Origin of the sequence: Eilatimonas milleporae (assembly GCF_003688555.1) — a bacterium.
Lineage (GTDB): Bacteria > Pseudomonadota > Alphaproteobacteria > Sphingomonadales > Kordiimonadaceae > Eilatimonas > Eilatimonas milleporae.
Genome location: NZ_REFR01000017.1, coordinates 89,862 through 106,065, shown reverse-complemented (window position 1 = coordinate 106,065; position 16,204 = coordinate 89,862). Strand labels below are relative to the sequence as shown.

The 16,204-nt window shown below is 62.7% G+C and carries 17 protein-coding genes; 10 read left to right on the top strand and 7 right to left on the bottom strand.

Annotated elements, in window-relative coordinates; genetic code table 11:
* The first annotated feature begins 157 nt into the window (after nucleotides 1-157).
* The 4 genes from BXY39_RS18885 (at nucleotide 158) to BXY39_RS18870 (ending at nucleotide 3,370) form a co-directional block, all read left to right on the top strand.
* The gene (locus tag BXY39_RS18885; protein WP_121940464.1) at nucleotides 158-478 is read left to right on the top strand and encodes a 2Fe-2S iron-sulfur cluster-binding protein; all 321 of its coding nucleotides are present in this window, start codon (nucleotides 158-160) and stop codon (nucleotides 476-478) included.
* A gap of 39 nt (nucleotides 479-517) precedes the next feature.
* Complete coding sequence (locus BXY39_RS18880) at nucleotides 518-1,930, top strand: leucyl aminopeptidase family protein (RefSeq protein ID WP_121940463.1); 1,413 nt, start codon at nucleotides 518-520, stop codon at nucleotides 1,928-1,930.
* 166 nt (nucleotides 1,931-2,096) lie between these two features.
* Nucleotides 2,097-2,489 carry a MarR family transcriptional regulator gene (locus BXY39_RS18875; RefSeq protein ID WP_121940462.1) on the top strand — a complete coding sequence of 131 codons (393 nt, stop codon included), beginning with the start codon at nucleotides 2,097-2,099 and terminating at the stop codon, nucleotides 2,487-2,489.
* Nucleotides 2,486-3,370 (top strand): C40 family peptidase, encoded by an 885-nt coding sequence (locus tag BXY39_RS18870; RefSeq protein ID WP_121940461.1) that lies wholly within the window; start codon nucleotides 2,486-2,488, stop codon nucleotides 3,368-3,370. The genes BXY39_RS18875 and BXY39_RS18870 overlap by 4 nt, the downstream gene beginning before the upstream one ends.
* 63 nt (nucleotides 3,371-3,433) lie before the next feature.
* Here the strand turns inward: BXY39_RS18870 and BXY39_RS18865 are convergent, their stop codons facing one another.
* On the bottom strand, nucleotides 3,434-4,063 hold the full coding sequence (locus BXY39_RS18865) for a c-type cytochrome (RefSeq protein ID WP_211332350.1): 630 nt from the start codon (nucleotides 4,061-4,063) through the stop codon (nucleotides 3,434-3,436).
* Between the two features lie 376 nt (nucleotides 4,064-4,439).
* Here BXY39_RS18865 and BXY39_RS18860 point away from each other — a divergent pair, with 376 nt between their 5' ends.
* Nucleotides 4,440-5,270 carry a prephenate dehydratase gene (locus BXY39_RS18860; RefSeq protein ID WP_121940508.1) on the top strand — a complete coding sequence of 277 codons (831 nt, stop codon included), beginning with the start codon at nucleotides 4,440-4,442 and terminating at the stop codon, nucleotides 5,268-5,270.
* Between the two features lie 78 nt (nucleotides 5,271-5,348).
* Here BXY39_RS18860 and BXY39_RS18855 read toward each other — a convergent pair whose 3' ends face one another.
* From BXY39_RS18855 to BXY39_RS18830, 6 genes are all read right to left on the bottom strand, one after another.
* Nucleotides 5,349-5,771 carry a DsrE family protein gene (locus BXY39_RS18855; protein ID WP_121940460.1) on the bottom strand — a complete coding sequence of 141 codons (423 nt, stop codon included), beginning with the start codon at nucleotides 5,769-5,771 and terminating at the stop codon, nucleotides 5,349-5,351.
* Entirely contained in the window at nucleotides 5,768-6,559 is a 792-nt protein-coding gene (locus tag BXY39_RS18850; protein WP_121940459.1) for a HesA/MoeB/ThiF family protein, read from the bottom strand. The genes BXY39_RS18855 and BXY39_RS18850 overlap by 4 nt, the downstream gene beginning before the upstream one ends.
* A 28-nt stretch (nucleotides 6,560-6,587) precedes the next feature.
* Entirely contained in the window at nucleotides 6,588-7,061 is a 474-nt protein-coding gene (dut, locus tag BXY39_RS18845) for a dUTP diphosphatase (RefSeq protein WP_121940458.1), read from the bottom strand.
* Complete coding sequence (gene coaBC / locus BXY39_RS18840; protein WP_121940507.1) at nucleotides 7,058-8,257, bottom strand: bifunctional phosphopantothenoylcysteine decarboxylase/phosphopantothenate--cysteine ligase CoaBC; 1,200 nt, start codon at nucleotides 8,255-8,257, stop codon at nucleotides 7,058-7,060. Before coaBC ends, dut begins: the two co-directional genes overlap by 4 nt.
* Nucleotides 8,258-8,368: 111 nt before the next feature.
* Nucleotides 8,369-9,895 (bottom strand): 2-polyprenylphenol 6-hydroxylase, encoded by a 1,527-nt coding sequence (ubiB, locus tag BXY39_RS18835; protein WP_121940457.1) that lies wholly within the window; start codon nucleotides 9,893-9,895, stop codon nucleotides 8,369-8,371.
* A gap of 43 nt (nucleotides 9,896-9,938) precedes the next feature.
* Nucleotides 9,939-10,751, bottom strand: a complete 813-nt coding sequence (locus BXY39_RS18830) for a class I SAM-dependent methyltransferase (protein ID WP_121940506.1) — start codon at nucleotides 10,749-10,751, stop codon at nucleotides 9,939-9,941.
* Nucleotides 10,752-10,911: 160 nt separating this feature from the next.
* Between BXY39_RS18830 and mutM the strand changes: the two genes are divergently transcribed.
* The 5 genes from mutM (at nucleotide 10,912) to dnaA (ending at nucleotide 15,910) form a co-directional block, all read left to right on the top strand.
* On the top strand, nucleotides 10,912-11,748 hold the full coding sequence (gene mutM, locus BXY39_RS18825) for a bifunctional DNA-formamidopyrimidine glycosylase/DNA-(apurinic or apyrimidinic site) lyase (RefSeq protein WP_121940456.1): 837 nt from the start codon (nucleotides 10,912-10,914) through the stop codon (nucleotides 11,746-11,748).
* Nucleotides 11,749-11,757: 9 nt separating this feature from the next.
* Nucleotides 11,758-12,165 (top strand): hypothetical protein, encoded by a 408-nt coding sequence (locus BXY39_RS18820; protein ID WP_147453645.1) that lies wholly within the window; start codon nucleotides 11,758-11,760, stop codon nucleotides 12,163-12,165.
* 262 nt (nucleotides 12,166-12,427) lie between these two features.
* Nucleotides 12,428-13,204, top strand: coding sequence for an enoyl-CoA hydratase (locus BXY39_RS18815; RefSeq protein ID WP_121940454.1), 777 nt, complete (start codon nucleotides 12,428-12,430; stop codon nucleotides 13,202-13,204).
* A 294-nt stretch (nucleotides 13,205-13,498) separates the two neighbouring features.
* Complete coding sequence (gene rpsT, locus BXY39_RS18810) at nucleotides 13,499-13,762, top strand: 30S ribosomal protein S20 (protein WP_121940505.1); 264 nt, start codon at nucleotides 13,499-13,501, stop codon at nucleotides 13,760-13,762.
* A gap of 717 nt (nucleotides 13,763-14,479) precedes the next feature.
* Nucleotides 14,480-15,910, top strand: a complete 1,431-nt coding sequence (dnaA, locus tag BXY39_RS18805; protein ID WP_121940504.1) for a chromosomal replication initiator protein DnaA — start codon at nucleotides 14,480-14,482, stop codon at nucleotides 15,908-15,910.
* The last annotated feature ends 294 nt before the right edge of the window (nucleotides 15,911-16,204 follow it).

Genomic DNA, 16,204 nt, shown 5'->3' with positions numbered 1-16,204 from the left:
GTCCACTGTCTCAAGGCCCTCCGCGCCGAGCCGATAAAATCTTAAAGACTGGAAATTTTGCGCCGGCAAACTATGTTGGGCCACTGAATTGCGATGCCGGGGCGAAAGGCCGCCGGCATCTTTCATGTGTTGTTCAAATTTGTGAGACCAGCCACTTATGCCGAAAATCGCTATCACCAACCTGGCGGGTGACACCCGCACCATCGATGCCGAAACCGGCCTCAGCCTGATGGAAAACATCCGCAACAATGATTTTGATGATCTGCAAGCGCTGTGCGGTGGTTGCTGCAGCTGCTGTACGTGCCATGTGTATGTGGATACGGACTGGTACGGCAAACTGCCGACACCGCAAGATGATGAAAGCGATCTTGTGGAAGACAGCGAACACTTCCGTGACGGCGAAAGCCGCCTGTCCTGCCAGATCGAAGTCACTGACGGCATGACCGGCCTGCACGTCACCATCGCGCCCGAAGTATAGGATACCCCGCCGCGCCCTCCATCTGGAAAGGCCTGACCGATGCCCTTTACCGATCTGCTGACCGAAACCCGCGCGGAACACTCCATCCCGATTGAGGTCATGCCGGCCGGTATCCTGGAACGCGGCGACACCTTAAGCGCAACGGAACAGGCCTGGGTACGCGCATCGGGTTTCAACGGCGCGCCCGGCACCATGGTCATGCTGCCGGACGCCGGGGGACAACCGGCCCGTATCCTGATCGGCGCCGATGACGCCATGCCGCAGGCAAATGATCCATGGTGGCTGGCGGGTGCGGCCGAGGGTCTGCCGGCAGGCGATTATCATCTGGCAACCGTTCTGCCGGAGGATGTGCGCAGCGCCGGCAGTATCGGGTGGTGTCTGGCGCAGTACCGCTTCGATCTTTACAAGTCCAAGGACGGGACGCGCAAAGGCCCGCGCCGCCTGCATGTGACCGCCGGGGAGCGGACCGCCGCCCTGAACCGGGCGGAGGCGGTCGCGCTGACCCGCGATCTGGTCAATACACCCACGGAACATATGGGCCCGGCGCAACTGCAATCCGCCGTCGAAACACTGGCCGCAGACCACGATGCGGACGTGCAGGTGATTGCCGGCGACAACCTTCTCGACAGCGGCTTTCCACTGATCCATGCGGTCGGACGCGCGGCGGCGGCGGACCGGACGCCCCGCCTGATTGAACTGACATGGGGACGGGCGGACGCGCCGAAACTGGCCCTTGTCGGAAAAGGCGTCTGTTTCGATACCGGCGGTCTCAATCTGAAACCGGGCCGGTCCATGGCCTTGATGAAAAAAGACATGGGCGGGGCCGCACACGCACTGGGGCTGGCCAGCCTGATCATGGCCGAGAAACTGGATATACGCCTGCATTTGCTGATTCCGGCGGTGGAAAATGCCGTATCCGGCAATGCGTTCCGGCCGGGCGACATACTCGCAAGCCGCAAGGGGCTGAGCGTGGAAATCGGTAACACCGACGCGGAAGGCCGCCTGATTCTGGCGGACGCACTAACCTTTGCCTGTGAGGGCACACCCGACCTTCTCATCGATTTCGCCACCCTGACAGGGGCGGCCCGCGTTGCCCTCGGCCCGGATCTGCCGGCCACCTTTACCGACGACGAAAGTCTTTGGCACGGACTTGAAGCCGCTGCGCAAGGCACGGGCGATCCCTTGTGGCGCCTGCCGATGTGGGCGCCTTATGAAAGCGATTTCGCAAGCGATGTGGCCGACATGAACAATATCAGCGAAGGCGGTTTCGCAGGAGCGATCATCGCCGCCCTGTTTTTGAAGGCCTTTGTCACGCCGACCGTACCGTGGACACACTTGGACGTCTTTGCCTGGCGACCGGCAGCGAAACCGGGCCGGCCCAAGGGGGGCGCCGCCCAAGGGGTCCTTGCCGCCTTTGAGACGATCAAAACACGGCTTTTATCCGACGACTGACGGAAACGGTCCGTAAACCCCACCATTTGCGTCCCTGTGCGTCTTAACATACTGTTCATAAGGGGTTGTTACGCTTTCGTCTTGAAACCTGCGGGGTCGGGCCAGAATCATCCGCGGCCAAGCCTTGTTGCAAGGCAGGCCAGGGCAACAGGCGGAGGGGACAGATATGAGCGAAAAGACCGACCAGCGGCTTCTGCGCTGGTGGCGGCAAGCGCTTCTTGAGGGCGTCCGGTCGGACGATCCGGATTTGACCCTGCGGCAGATGGCCCTTTTACTGACAGTCTATATGACGGAGCCGCCGCACACCGTGCGCGGACTGGCCAGGGAATTGAATGTGGCCAAGCCCGTTGTCACCCGGGCCCTGGATACGCTTGGCCAAAAGGGCTATGTCAAACGCAAGCGGGATGACACGGACAAACGCAATGTCCTGATCCAGCGTACGGTCAAAGGCGCCGTTTACCTGAGCGAACTGTCCGACCGCATCATCGGTGCCGACAGGGTCAGTTACGGTCTCGCCTCAATCGATGACCATGCCGAGGCTGAAAACGACACCCCATGAACACGACCCCGTCCAACCGTTCCGGCCACACTGCACTGATCGACCCGGAAGGGGCGCTGACACATGACAGCCGCCTGCACGATGCCAAAGGACAGGCAGACGCCAACATTGTCAAACCGCATGTGCGGCTGCGCGGGGCGCCCGATAACGGCGCACCCACCGTCAGCGAACTGCTTTACGGCGAACCGGTTGCCCGCATTGGCATTCAGGGCGACTGGATCGAGGTGGCAAGCCTGACGGACGGGTATCGCGGCTGGCTGCCGCGCGGTGCACTGACCACGGCCCTGACAGACCCGACGCACCGTATATCCGCCGTATGGGCACACCGTTACGCCGCGCCGGATATCAAGGCGCCACCACTTGCGGTCCTGCCTCTCGGTGCGCTGGTGGCGGTCACGGCAAGGGAGGGCCGCTTTGTCCAAACCCGCGATGGCGGATGGATGATCGGCCAGCATTTATGTCCGGTCGAACACGCCGCGCAGGATGCCGTGGGCGTGGCCGAGATGCTTCTGGGCAGTCCTTATCTGTGGGGCGGACGGACGCCCGCCGGCCTTGACTGCAGTGCGCTTGTGCAAATCGCGCTCGATGCCTGCGGGCTCAAGGTCCACCGCGACAGCGACCTTCAGCGGGGCAGCATCGGTCATGCCCTGCCGCGAGGGGCACGACCACGGCGGGGGGATCTGGCCTTTTTCCCCGGCCATGTGGGGTTCATGGTGGACGAAAGCCATCTGATCCACGCCAATGCCACACATATGGCCGTGACCGTCGATACGCTGGAGGCCGTCATTGCATGGGTGGCTTCTGAAACCGACAAACCGCCCTTTTCAGGCTTCCGAAGAACCGCGACAGGCACCGGCGGGGCGAAGCAGTCCGATCAATAAAAAACGGCTGCTCCCACAGGACAGCCGCTTTCCATTTCTACCGCCGTACAGGGAAGCAGCGTGTCAACGTCCCTCTGCAGCCTCTGCGGCGATATCGGCGGGTGCCTCATCCGCCGCCGCCTCAACGGCCGGCAAGGGCGGTGCATCGGGGCTGAGACTGCGCAGATAGGCGATCAGGTCGGCGCGCTGATCGGGTCTGCGCAGACCGGCAAAGGACATTTTATTGCCGGGGATAGTGCCTTTCGGGTTGGCAAGCCAGGCATCCATCAGTTCGTAACTCCAAGTGCCGCCATGCTCGACAAGGGCCGCCGAATACCGGTACCCTTCGCGCGCGGCGACAGGGGCACCCATGATGGCATGAAGGTTGGGACCGGTGCCGTTGTTGCCGCCTTCATTCACCGTATGGCAGCTTTTGCACTTGGCGAACTGACGCGCGCCCTTGCCCGCATCGGCCACGGCCAGAAGTTCCGCCAGGCTGGGCCCTTCCTCGACAACGGCCTCGGTCGCGCCTGCGGTTTCGGCAACGGCGATGGTGTAGGCCGGCTTGGCATGGTCGCCGTGACCACCATGGCCGGCGCCCGGAAACAGGCTGGACGAAAATGTGCTGATTACCATCACAGACAGGGCGCCGATCAAAAGAGCGGCGAAAATCTTGTTCGAGAAAAGCGGATCATTACCGGATGAGTGTGCCACTGGCCGTCCTCCTTACACGCAACGCTGTTTTTCACGGTCGGGCGCCACGTCGAAAATCGGCGCGACAATAGCCTTGCTTGCCGCACCGTTCAAGCCTCTGTTATCGCAGTTATGCCGCAAGACCCCATTTTCGCGCAGTATGACAGAGTGACGCAGGATTCCGCCGCACGGGATTCACGGCCAGAAATTCCGGAACCGCCATGTCGCAAGAGGATGCGTTGACTTGGCGCACAGTGCTTGGCACAAGTTTTCGGCGCCGCAACAAACCGTTCACATATAGTCAAGGATGCCGGCAATGAGTATGGCAAAAACCGGTAAAGACGCCACCGACCCGTCACAGGATCCCCAGATATCTGAAAAGCGGACACCTGAAAAGATGATCGCGTTTCAGGGAGAACTGGGGGCGTATTCCCATATGGCGGCCAAGGCCAAATTTCCGGATATGGACGTCATGCCCTGCCCGTCCTTCGAAGATGCCATGGAGGCGGTCAAAACCGGGGCGGCCCGTCTGGCCATGATTCCGATCGAAAATTCCATAGCGGGCCGGGTGGCGGACATCCACCTGCTGCTGCCGGACAGCGGCCTGTATATCGTGGGCGAGCATTTCGAGACCATCCGACACTGCCTGTTGGCCTGCCGGACGGCGGACGAAACAACGCTGAACCATGTGAGCAGCCATGTGCAGGCGCTGGGCCAGTGCCGCGAAACCCTGCGACGCATGGGGTTGAAACCGCATCCCTTTGCCGACACCGCCGGGGCCGCCCGCGCCGTTGCCGAAACCGGCGACCCGACCCGCGCCGCCATCGCGAGCCGCCTGGCCGCGGATGTCTACGGCCTGAAAATAATCCGGGCCGATCTTCAGGATGAAGGACACAACACAACACGGTTCGTGGTCCTGTCGGCCACACCGCTGGACATCGCCGCGGTGAAGGGCGCCACGCTGACATCCTTCACCTTCGAAGTGCGCAATGTTCCCGCAGCCCTGTACAAGGCACTGGGCGGCTTTGCCACGAATGGCGTCAATATGACCAAGCTGGAAAGCTATTATGAGGGCGACAGCTTCATGGCCAGCGAGTTTTACGCCGATATCGAGGGCCATGAAGGCCAGGCACCGGTGGCCCGCGCCATGGAGGAACTGCGTTTCCATGCCCGGCGGGTCAGAATTCTGGGAACGTATCCGCTGGAAAAACTGAGAAATATGGGCTGAACCCCGTCAGGTTAGGAGCCGGTTACGGACAGGTTACAGGCCTGTCTCGCGGGCCGTCATAACCGGACCCGTACCGGCTTAAAAGGTCAGCCAGTCGCCGCCCGCGCCCCGTTCCAATATGGTGGCGAGCCCGGCGACTTCCACCGGCGGGCGGGTCATCAGATCGGCGGGGTCGATGTCTTCCTCGCGCAGGGCGGTTTCGCAAACAAGAAACCATGCATCCAGCGCGGCAAGAGCATCCAGAAGCACATGCGCGTCGGCAATGCCTTTTTCCGTCTGGACATGGTTCATGTCAGCGGCACTGCCGCCGTCCGGCGCCGGCAGTGCATCGAAACCGCCGCGCTTCACGGCATGGGCGGCTTTTTTCGAGAAGAAAAGCGTTACCGGCCGGCCCATGGCCGCCGCCGTGGCGGCCGTCATCAGGGCCATATGCACCCTGTCCGCCGCATTGCTGATGATCATCAGCGTAAACGGCCGGCGCGGTGTGGGCGCGCGGCTCATCCCGTCACCCTTTCACGGGCGCCGGGTCCGCAAACGGGGCAGCGCGGGTCCGCAGGCAGCCGGACCCGCCGCGTGCTGGCGGACAGGGCATCATACAACAGCAAATGCCCGGCAAGGCTGTCCCCCAGGCCCAGAATTTCCTTGATGACCTCCATAGCCTGAAGTGCGCCCATCACCCCGGCGACCGCGCCCAGAATGCCACTGTCGGAACAGGTGCGCTGATGATCCTCGCCGGGGTCTTCCGGTACAAAACAGCGATAACAGGGCAGCGGCCGTTCGGGGGTACCATCCTGCGGCCGAAAAGTGGCCAGCTGTCCCTCATACGGTCCAAGCGCGGCTGAAACCAAGGTCCGCCCCAGGGCGACACAGGTGTCATTGACAAGAAAACGGGTCTCAAACCGGTCGGAGCCATCGGCAACCAGATCATAGCCGGCGATCAGGGCGGACGCATTGCCCGGCTCCAGGCGCACGGAATGCGGTACAACGGTCACATCGGGATTTATGGCCGCCAGACGCTCGGCCGCGCTTTCGGTTTTCATCCGCCCGACGGCCGGCGTTTCATGCACGATCTGGCGCTGGAGATTGGACAGCTCCACCCGGTCATCGTCAACGATGCCGATGGTCCCCACCCCGGCAGCGGCCAGATACATCAGAAGCGGGGCACCAAGGCCACCGGCCCCGATGACCAGGACGCGCGACCGCATCAGCGCGGCCTGTCCGGCACCGCCGACCTCCTTCAGGATGATGTGGCGGGCGTAGCGTTCCAGCTGATCGTCGGTGAAATCCATGTGTTTTCCATCCGGCAGGCCGACGCGCTCAGCGGCCGGTCGAACCGAAACCACCGCTGCCGCGGCCGGTTTCATCCAGCATGTCGGACGGCACCCATTCCAGACGCGTAACGGGGGCAATCACCAACTGGGCGATCCGTTCGCCGCGCGTGATGAGAAAGGGTTCAGCCGACAGATTGACCAAAGCCACCCGCACTTCCCCGCGATAATCGCTGTCGATGGTACCGGGGGCGTTTAGAATCGTCACGCCGTGTTTCACGGCCAAGCCGGACCTGGGGCGCACCTGCGCCTCGAACCCGGACGGCAGGGCCATGGCCAGACCGGTCGGCACAAGGGCGCGGGCACCGGGTGCCAGCACGACAGGGTCGCTTTCCGGCAGGGCGGCCCTGAGATCCAGACCCGCGCTGCCTGCCGTCTGATAGGCCGGCAGGTCCAGACCGGTACCGTGATCCAGAACACGCACAGGCACGCGGACGGATGACACTGCGTCCGCCCCGGTCATGAGAGCGCCCCTGCAATCCGTTCGGCCAGACGCTCGGCCACGGCCTGTTTGGGCAGTGTCGGCCAGTCTTCCACGCCTGTATCCGTCACAAGGTGAACGGTGTTGTCCCCGCCGCCCATGACGCCGCTCTCCACCGAAACATCATTCGCCACAATCCAGTCACAGCCCTTGCGGAGACGTTTCGCCATGGCATGGTTGACAACATCGTCGGTTTCCGCCGCAAAGCCGACCACAAGTCCTGGCCGCCGTTTCCCGCCCGATGACAGGCGGGCGAGGATATCGGGGTTTTCCACCAGGTTCAAATGGGGCAGGCCGTCCTGCGATTTCTTCAATTTGCCCGACGCCTCATCCGACGTCCGCCAGTCGGCCACGGCAGCGACACACACGGCAGCATCGGCGGGCAGGGCCTTGTCGGCGGCATCCGCCATCTGGCACGCGGTTTCCACATCGATCCGGGTCACACCGGGCGGCGTGTCCAGCGCCACCGGACCGGCCACAAGGGTCACGCGCGCACCCATGCGGGCAAGCGCGCCGGCAATGGCGAACCCCTGACGGCCGGAAGACCGGTTGGCGATATAGCGGACAGGGTCGATGGGTTCATGGGTCGGGCCGGCGGTCACAAGGACATGCCTGCCGGTCAGGGGTTTTTTCGCGGCGCTGAAATGAGCCTCCACCGCCGCCACGATATCGGGTACCTCCGCCAGCCGGCCCGGTCCCACCTCGCCGCAGGCAAGCTGACCGTCGCCGGGGGGAATCATGATCACGCCGTCACCGGTCAGGGTTGCCAGATTGCGCTGTGTGGCGGGATGTGCCCACATTTCGGCATTCATGGCCGGCGCGGCCAGCACCGGCTTGTCGGTTGCGAGCAATACGGTGGAGGCAAGGTCACCGGCGAGCCCGGCGGCCATCTTCGCCATAAGGTCGGCGGTGGCGGGCGCGATCAGGATAACGTCGGCCTCGCGGCTGAGGCGGATGTGGCCCATTTCGGCTTCGTCCTTGAGGGAAAACAGATCCGTATAACACTGATCCCCGGTGAGGCTGGCCACCGACAGGGGCGTGATGAATTCGGCACCGCCGGCCGTCAAAACCCCGCGCACGCCGGCGCCTGCATCTTGCAGGCGGCGGATGAGATCAAGCGCCTTATAGGCCGCGATGCCGCCGCCGATGACAAGAAGAATGCGTTTACCCGTCAGCATGTGTGCCTCGCCCGACCTGTTGACCCTGACCTTGACAACCGAGCCCTTCATATAAGGGCTTTTCGGGCAAGCGCAAAGCCGGCACGCGCAAGACCGGTCACATTGCCGCCATCACAGGCCGGCGAGCAGCACCGCCAACGTGCCAAGGGCAAGACCGGCGAGAAAGGGCCAGAACGCCCGCCCACGCACCGTATGGGCGGCCGGAACGGTAACAGGCGCGGGCGGGGCCGGTTCCAGCCAGCGTTCAATCAGCATCGGCAGGCGGGATGTCAGATACGGGATACGGCCAAGCGCCTCGGACAGGCGTGCTTCCGGCGAGAGATTGTCGCGCATCCAGTCTTCCAGAACGGGCCGCGAGATTTCCCACATGTTGGCGTTGGCGTCCAGGTGCAGCGCCAACCCCTCGGCCATGACCATCGCCCGCTGCAACAACAGCAGCTGCGGCTGGGTCTGCATCGAAAACCGCTCGGTGGTGGCGAACAACTGGGCCAGCAATCTGCCTGCGGAAATCTGCTCGACCGGCAGGTCCATGATCGGGTCGGCAATGGCACGCATGGCCTGGGCAAAGGCCTCGACCGACTGGTCGGCGGGGACGTATCCGGCATCGAAATGGATTTGCGCCACGCGCTGATAATCGCGCGAGATGAACCCGTAAAGGATTTCGGCGAGAAAGCGCCGTTCCTTGACGCTGAGCCGGCCCATGATGCCGAAATCTATCGCGGCGATGGTACCGTCCGCCTCGACCAGCAGATTGCCCTGATGCAGATCGGCGTGAAAATACCCGTCGCGCATGGCCTGTTTGAGGAAGACCCGCACGACCCTGGAGGCGAGCGCGGGCAGGTCAAAGCCCGCCGCGCTCAAGCCTGCGCGGTCGCCAAGGCGGATACCGGATACCCAGTCCAGCACCAGCACACGCCGGGAGGTCAGGTGCCAGTCGAAAGACGGCACACGGTAGCCGCTTTCAGCTGTCATATTGTCGGCCAGTTCGGCGCCGGCGGCCGCCTCCAGGCGCAGATCCATTTCACGCGCCGCCGTCTCGCGCACCTTGGCGACAACATCTTTCAGGCGCAGACGCCGGCCCTCGACGCTGTATTGCTCGCCCAGACCGGCGAGCCAGTCGAACAGCGCCAGGTCCCTGCGGAAGCGGCCTTCTATGCCGGGACGCAACACCTTGACCGCGACCGGGCGGCCCTCTTTCGTCACGGCACGGTGCACCTGTGCAATGGACGCGGCGGCCACCGGTTCGACTTCGAAACTGTCGAAATGATCCTCGACCGGGCCGCCGAGCTCATCGGCGATGATGCGGCAGACAGCCTTGTAGGAAAAGGGCGGCAGGCGGTCCTGAAGTGTGGCGAGACCTTCGGCCAGCGGGCGGCTGACCACGTCCGGACGGGTCGCCAGCGTCTGACCAAGCTTGATATAGGCGGGTCCCATGCGGGACAAGGCCGCCGCCAGCCGCCTGCCGGGCGTCTCGGCCGCGTCGCGCCGGACCGGAATGTAAAATGTGAGTATTTTCAGAAGCAGTGTCAGGCCCGGCGGCACAAGCGCGATCACTTCAAGCGCACTGAGCGCGCCATGCCGCCGGAGCCCGACGGCAAGGCTGTACAGCCGGGAGAAATGACGCAGGGCCCTGACCATAATTCCTAATTCTTCTTTCCGAATGCGGGGGAGCGGCAGGCCGTCAGAGACGCACGCCGCCGTGCAGGGCGACGACGCCCATACTCATGCCGCGCACCTTTACACGATCAAAGCCGGCGGCACCAATCATGGCGGCGAACCGTTCCGGCGCCGGAAACCGGCGGATTGATTCCACCAGATACCGGTAACTGTCCCGGTCGCCGGTGATCCAGCCGCCAAGGCGGGGGATCACGCTGAAACTGTAGCGGTCATAGGCGGCCTTCAGCGCCGGCACGACCGCAGGACTGAATTCCAGACAGAAAAACCGTCCGCCCGGCTTGAGAACGCGGAACGCTTCTTCAAGCGCGGCATCGATACGGGTCACATTGCGGATACCGAAAGCAATGGTGTAGGCATCAAAACTTCTGTCGGGAAAAGGCAGGGCCTCGGCGTCCCCGCAGACAAAATCGATATCACCGCACCCCCGGCTTTCGGCACGGGCGGCACCGACACGCAGCATTTCTGCATTGATATCACACACCGTGACGCGCAAATCGGGCCGATGCGGTTGCCGGTTATCCCCCGCCCGCCGTGCGGCCGCCATGGCACGAAAGGCAATGTCCCCGGTGCCGCCGGCAACATCGAGCAACCGCTCGCCGGTACGCGGGCGCAGACTGTCGATCAATGAGGCCTTCCAAAGCCGGTGGACACCGGCGCTCATCACGTCGTTCATCAGGTCATACCGGCCGGCCACGGAATCAAACACCTGCCGGACCAGGCCGGCCTTGTCCGTCTCGGCGACGGTGGAAAAGCCGAAGTGCGTCGTTTCCGCATCGCTCTGCCCGGCAGAGGGCGCCGTGTTGCTGCTGCTTGACATAAAGCCCGACTGTATCCTTTCTGGGACGCGCGATCCCGTCTGACTGGGCGCGACCATAACCGAGCCTGTCTTCAAGTGCCAGAAGATGCGGCGGGGATGCGACAACACGATACAGACGGCGACACCATAGAGAAGGCAATATCAGGGAGACCGAAACACCGTGCCCGAACTTCCGGAAGTCGAAACCGTACGGCGAGGCCTTGTCCCCATTCTTGAAGGGGCCGTCCTGAAGGATGTGACGGTCAGGCGATTCGACCTGCGCCGGCCCGTGCCATATGATTTCGCACAGCGCCTGACAGGCCGCCGGATCGTCCGTCTGAACCGCCGGGCGAAATATATCCTGGGTGAGGTCGAGACGGGCGAGACAATGCTCATCCATCTGGGAATGTCGGGACGCATGGCGATCCACCGCGCCGGTGCGGACATGGACGCGCCGGGCAAGCACGATCATATCATCCTTGAAACAAGGGGTGGCGACAGAATCGTTTTCAACGATCCGAGGCGTTTCGGCATGGTGGATTTGTTTCCGGCGGGCGAGACGGCAACCCACCCGCTTCTCCGCGATCTCGGACCCGAGCCCCTGTCGAACGGATTTTCAGCGGCCGGTCTGTCGGAAGCGCTTGCCAGACGGCAAACGCCGATCAAGGCCGCGCTTCTCGATCAGAAAACAGTGGCGGGCCTTGGCAATATATATGTCTGCGAAGCCTTGTGGCGCGCCCATATCAGTCCGCGCCGCAGCGCCGCGACCGTTTCCGGCCGACGCGCCGAGCGGCTGGTGCCGGCGATCCGCACCGTGCTGGAAGAGGCCATCGCCGCCGGCGGCTCCAGCCTGAAGGATTACCGGCAGGCGAACGGTGAACTGGGATATTTCCAGCATAATTTCCGCGTCTACGGCCGGGAAGACGAAGCCTGCCTGACAGAGAATTGCGACGGTATTATCCGGCGAATCGTCCAGTCCGGCAGATCAAGCTTTTACTGCCCGCGCTGTCAGGGTTAAGCTTTCCCCATGATACGGACAGTCACAGCCTTTTTCACAGCGACAGCCCTGATGGCTGTACAGAATGCCGGCCCGGCCGTGGCGGCGGAGCGTTTTCTGGACGGCTTTCCGGATATTCCGCTGCTGCCCGGCGTGAGCGAGGTCATGCCCGAGAACCGTCTGGTTTTCGACACCCCCTCCGGTACGCTGGCGGAAACGGCGCTGAGTGCGACGGAGGGCAGTGCCCGCCTGATCGACCGCTATGCCGAGGCGCTCGGCGGACTCGGCTGGGTATGCCGGCGGACACAGGCACGCCTGACCTGTCTCAGAAGCGGTCAGCGGATCACTTTTGAGTCCGGCGCGGCAAAAAACGCCCCATCCCAGATGGTCCGCATACGGCTTGAACCCCGCGCCGTTTCTGGCTCTGACGGGGGGTGATGGTGACAGGGCGCGGCTGCGCAGGCCGGCACCCCGCCCAGAAAATCTTTGACAATGAAAACCCGGCGGCTAGGAGTTATGGCTAACGGGTGACGCGATCACGCCAGGGTGGTGATTTTGGGGAATCGCCGGTTTACGGCCCTGCCAGGGAACACGCAGAGCCTGTTCGCCGTAGAGTTAAGGGAACAGGCGTGCAGACATGCAGCGCACCTGAGAAGACAGCCCAAAGCACAGTTAAAGCACAGTTGGAGAGGACAGCAGCATGACCTTTGAGACCATTCTGCTTGACAAGCAGGACGGCGTGGGACTGATCACGCTCAATCGCCCGGAAGCGCTCAACGCCTTGAACAGCACCCTGCTTGACGAGGTGGCCGACGCCCTTATTGCGCTGGATGAGGACAGCGACATCGGCGCCATCGTCATCACAGGCAGCGAGAAGGCTTTCGCCGCCGGTGCCGATATCAAGGAAATGGCCGAGCTGAGTTTCGCCGATGTTCTGAAAACCGACAAGTTCGCCCTGATCAACCGTGTGTTCGAGCAGGTACGGACACCGGTTATCGCCGCCGTTGCCGGCTATGCGCTGGGCGGCGGATGCGAACTGGCCATGGCCTGTGATTTCATTATCGCCGCCGACAATGCCAAATTCGGACAACCGGAAATCAAGCTGGGCGTCATTCCGGGAATCGGCGGAACGCAACGTCTGACCCGGATTGTCGGCAAGTCCAAGGCCATGGACATGATCCTGACCGGACGCATGATGGATGCCGAAGAAGGCGAACGGTCCGGGCTTGTCAGCCGTATCGTGGCGGTGGACGACCTTCTGGAAACCGTGCTCGGTATCGCACGGGATATCGCGGCCCTGTCACATCCGGCCGTCGCCATGGCCAAGGAGACAACCGACCGGGCGCTGGAGACCACCCTGCATGAGGGCATTCTTTATGAGCGGCGGGTGTTCCATTCCCTTTTCGCGACGGAAGACAGGCGCGAGGGGATGCTGGCCTTCATTGAAAAACGACAGCCCAAATTCAAGCATCAGTGACGCAAAACCCCTGCGCCAGGCTGTCTTTAAGAGTTGACGCAGAAGGGCAACAGCGTTATGGAACGGTCCTCGATTTACGGGCTGCGGCGTGGCAGGTCATGCCGAAGTCCTGATTTCTGTGCCGGCAGGACGGGCCGCACAGCATGAAAATGCGCACGAAAATGCACCGGGACCCTGCGGACACCGCACGATGCCGGGCATGATCTGAACATCCCGGCATCCGTGACCCTTGCCCGCAAGCAGTTGCAGGGCCGCGCGGAAACCGGTTTACAGTTGAAGAAACGAGAAGACGATATGGCAAATACAGTTCAATCCAAAAAACGGATCCGCCGCAATGAGCGCCGCGCCGCAATCAACCGGGCCCGTGTGAGCCGAATCCGCACCTTCATCCGGTCGGTGGAAGAAGCGATTGCGTCCGGCGACAAGTCCGCTGCGGACGAAGCCCTGAAAGCCGCCCAGCCCGAAATCATGCGCGGGGCTACCAAGGGCGTCCTGCACCGCAAAACCGCATCCCGCAAGGTATCCCGCCTGGCAAAACGCGTCAAAGCCATCGCCTGAACGGATACAGGCCGGGGCGCATCCTGAGTCGCGCCAGCAATACTCAGGCTTTTGACACTTTTCCGACACTGGCCGGCCCGAATGGGCCGGCCAGTGTCGTTTCAAGCCGAGCCCGAGGCACTCAGGGGAGCACCCGAAAACACCCGGGTGACCACCCCCGCCCCAACATCTTGTGGCTGGCCGGCATGAAGACCATACCGCATCGCAAAATAAAAGCCGTGGCATGAGAATCGGTTGCTGGTCACCGGGCCGGGGAGTATCTTGTTTCCTTGGCTACGGTGGGTCGGTCGGGCAACCAGCCATCCCCTTCCGGGGAGCTGTCTGCAAGTGGTTCAGGCTTGTGAGTGCTGCTGGGATCACGCCACCGTATTTTGAAACAGGAAGCAATCCGCGTGAGACGGACCCGAAGTGCGGGGGCGCCTCAACCAAGTGGACTGCGCGTCGCAATTCCGCACGCCGCCCGGCCGGGCGGTGGACGATGTTCTAGACCCTTCAAAAGGTCATGGACGGAAGATGGCGGGTCCCCGTACAGAACGCTGTGATGGGCAGAATGCTGTGATGGGGAACAACGGGCAGGCGGGACATCCCGCAGCCTGAAGACTGTAGGCTTTGAGGGGGCACACCCACAAAAGAACGAATATGTGCCGCCCGTTTGGTTCAGGAGATTTGGGCATGGGGGCTCAAAGGGGACACGTTCAAAGTACAAGGGCAAGCATGATGGCAGGTGAATTCGATGGCGGGGACGGTACACGGACCCCACCCGGTTCCGGCGATGCATGGGGGCGGGTATGCGACAAGTTCCGCCGCGAATACGGTGAACACGCTTACAAGACATGGCTGGGCCAGGTCGGATTTGTCGGCATTGACGGCGGTTCGGCGGAACTGGCGGCGCCGACACGGTTTGTGCGTGACTGGATACAGCGGAATTACGGCCCCCGCCTGAGGGATTATTTTTCCGCCGAGAACCCGCAGATCCGTGACATCACCATCCATCTGCGCAACCCGGCCGCGGCTGAGCCCGTCGGACAAACCGGGGGACAAACCGGGGGCGGCGCGCCGTCGCCATCCGCACCGCAGACACCCGGCACGGCCGCACAACCGGGACAGGCCGCGACCCCGCAGAAGATGGAAGCCCTGGACAGGCGGTATACATTTGACAGTTTCGTCGTCGGCAAGTCCAACGAACTGGCCTATGCCGCCGCCAAGCGCATTGCCGAAAGCCAGGAAATTCCCTTCAATCCACTGTTTCTTTATGGCGGCGTGGGACTGGGCAAGACCCATCTGATGCATGCCATCGCCTGGGAAGTGACACGGCACGACCCAACGAAGAAAGTGGTTTACTGCTCGGCCGAAAAATTCATGTTCGAATTCGTCGCGGCGCTGCGTTACAAGGACAGCCACGCCTTCAAGCAGAAATACCGCACCGTGGACCTGCTGATGGTCGACGATGTCCAGTTCATCGCCAACAAGGACAGCACGCAGGAAGAATTCTTCCACACCTTCAACGCGCTGATCGACAACCGCCGGCAGGTGATTATCACAGCCGACCGTTCCCCCACCGACCTTGAGGGGATCGAGGAACGCATCGTCTCGCGCCTCGGCTGGGGGCTGGTTGCCGATATTCACCCCACCGATTACGAACTGCGCCTGGGTATCCTGCAATCGAAAGCGGAACAGGCCGGCAGCGTGATGGTCTCGGGCGATGTGCTTGAGTTTCTGGCGCGGCGCATCACCTCCAACGTACGGGAGCTGGAAGGTGCGCTGAACCGGGTCATGGCCTATGCCACGCTGGTGGGCCGTCCCATTACCATGGACATGACGCGGGACGTCCTTCAGGATCTGCTGCGCGCCAACGACCGCAAGCTGACGGTCGAGGAAATCCAGCGCGCCGTCGCCGACTATTACAATATCCGCCTGTCGGAAATCCTGTCGCAGCGGCGGGCCCGCACCATCGCGCGCCCCCGCCAGATCGCCATGTATCTGTCCAAACAGCTGACAGCACGGTCCCTGCCCGATATCGGTCGCCGCTTTGGCGGGCGAGATCATACGACCGTGATGCATGCCGTGCGCAAGATCGAGGATCTGCGGCGCAGCGACAGTGCCATGGACGAGGATATCACCCGGCTGAGCCGGGTGCTTGAAGCCTGAGTGCGCCACACCTTTTCCGGCAATGCCCGGCCCGACCGCAGCAGCCCGCTTTTTCACTTGGAAAAGCGGGCAAATCCGCTATGGTCAGGGACATTAGGGCGTGGGGTGCGACTCGGCTATTTTCGTTGATTTCAGCCCCGTTTCCGCAGGGCAAACCCCTAGGGACATGCACGGCACAAACCAGGGTCGTGCGTCTTCTGTCCGCCAGGCTTGAAAATGGCTCCGGCATGGTGTGTTCTGCCACGTCCCGTTGGTTCATTCGGTCCGCACCCGGCACACCCGCCGGTCAGGACC

Bases quoted from the DNA above. Each gene is read 5' to 3' on its own strand.
- rpsT (WP_121940505.1), top strand. From the start codon at position 13,499: ATGGCAAATACAGTTCAATCCAAAAAACGGATCCGCCGCAATGAGCGC.
- BXY39_RS18850 (WP_121940459.1), bottom strand. From the start codon at position 6,559: ATGGATTTCACCGACGATCAGCTGGAACGCTACGCCCGCCACATCATC.
- coaBC (WP_121940507.1), bottom strand. From the start codon at position 8,257: ATGCTGACGGGTAAACGCATTCTTCTTGTCATCGGCGGCGGCATCGCG.
- dnaA (WP_121940504.1), top strand. From the start codon at position 14,480: ATGGCAGGTGAATTCGATGGCGGGGACGGTACACGGACCCCACCCGGT.
- BXY39_RS18830 (WP_121940506.1), bottom strand. From the start codon at position 10,751: ATGTCAAGCAGCAGCAACACGGCGCCCTCTGCCGGGCAGAGCGATGCG.
- ubiB (WP_121940457.1), bottom strand. From the start codon at position 9,895: ATGGTCAGGGCCCTGCGTCATTTCTCCCGGCTGTACAGCCTTGCCGTC.
- dut (WP_121940458.1), bottom strand. From the start codon at position 7,061: ATGACCGGGGCGGACGCAGTGTCATCCGTCCGCGTGCCTGTGCGTGTT.
- BXY39_RS18860 (WP_121940508.1), top strand. From the start codon at position 4,440: ATGATCGCGTTTCAGGGAGAACTGGGGGCGTATTCCCATATGGCGGCC.
- BXY39_RS18885 (WP_121940464.1), top strand. From the start codon at position 158: ATGCCGAAAATCGCTATCACCAACCTGGCGGGTGACACCCGCACCATC.
- BXY39_RS18815 (WP_121940454.1), top strand. From the start codon at position 12,428: ATGACCTTTGAGACCATTCTGCTTGACAAGCAGGACGGCGTGGGACTG.
- BXY39_RS18870 (WP_121940461.1), top strand. From the start codon at position 2,486: ATGAACACGACCCCGTCCAACCGTTCCGGCCACACTGCACTGATCGAC.
- BXY39_RS18875 (WP_121940462.1), top strand. From the start codon at position 2,097: ATGAGCGAAAAGACCGACCAGCGGCTTCTGCGCTGGTGGCGGCAAGCG.
- BXY39_RS18820 (WP_147453645.1), top strand. From the start codon at position 11,758: ATGATACGGACAGTCACAGCCTTTTTCACAGCGACAGCCCTGATGGCT.
- BXY39_RS18855 (WP_121940460.1), bottom strand. From the start codon at position 5,771: ATGAGCCGCGCGCCCACACCGCGCCGGCCGTTTACGCTGATGATCATC.
- BXY39_RS18880 (WP_121940463.1), top strand. From the start codon at position 518: ATGCCCTTTACCGATCTGCTGACCGAAACCCGCGCGGAACACTCCATC.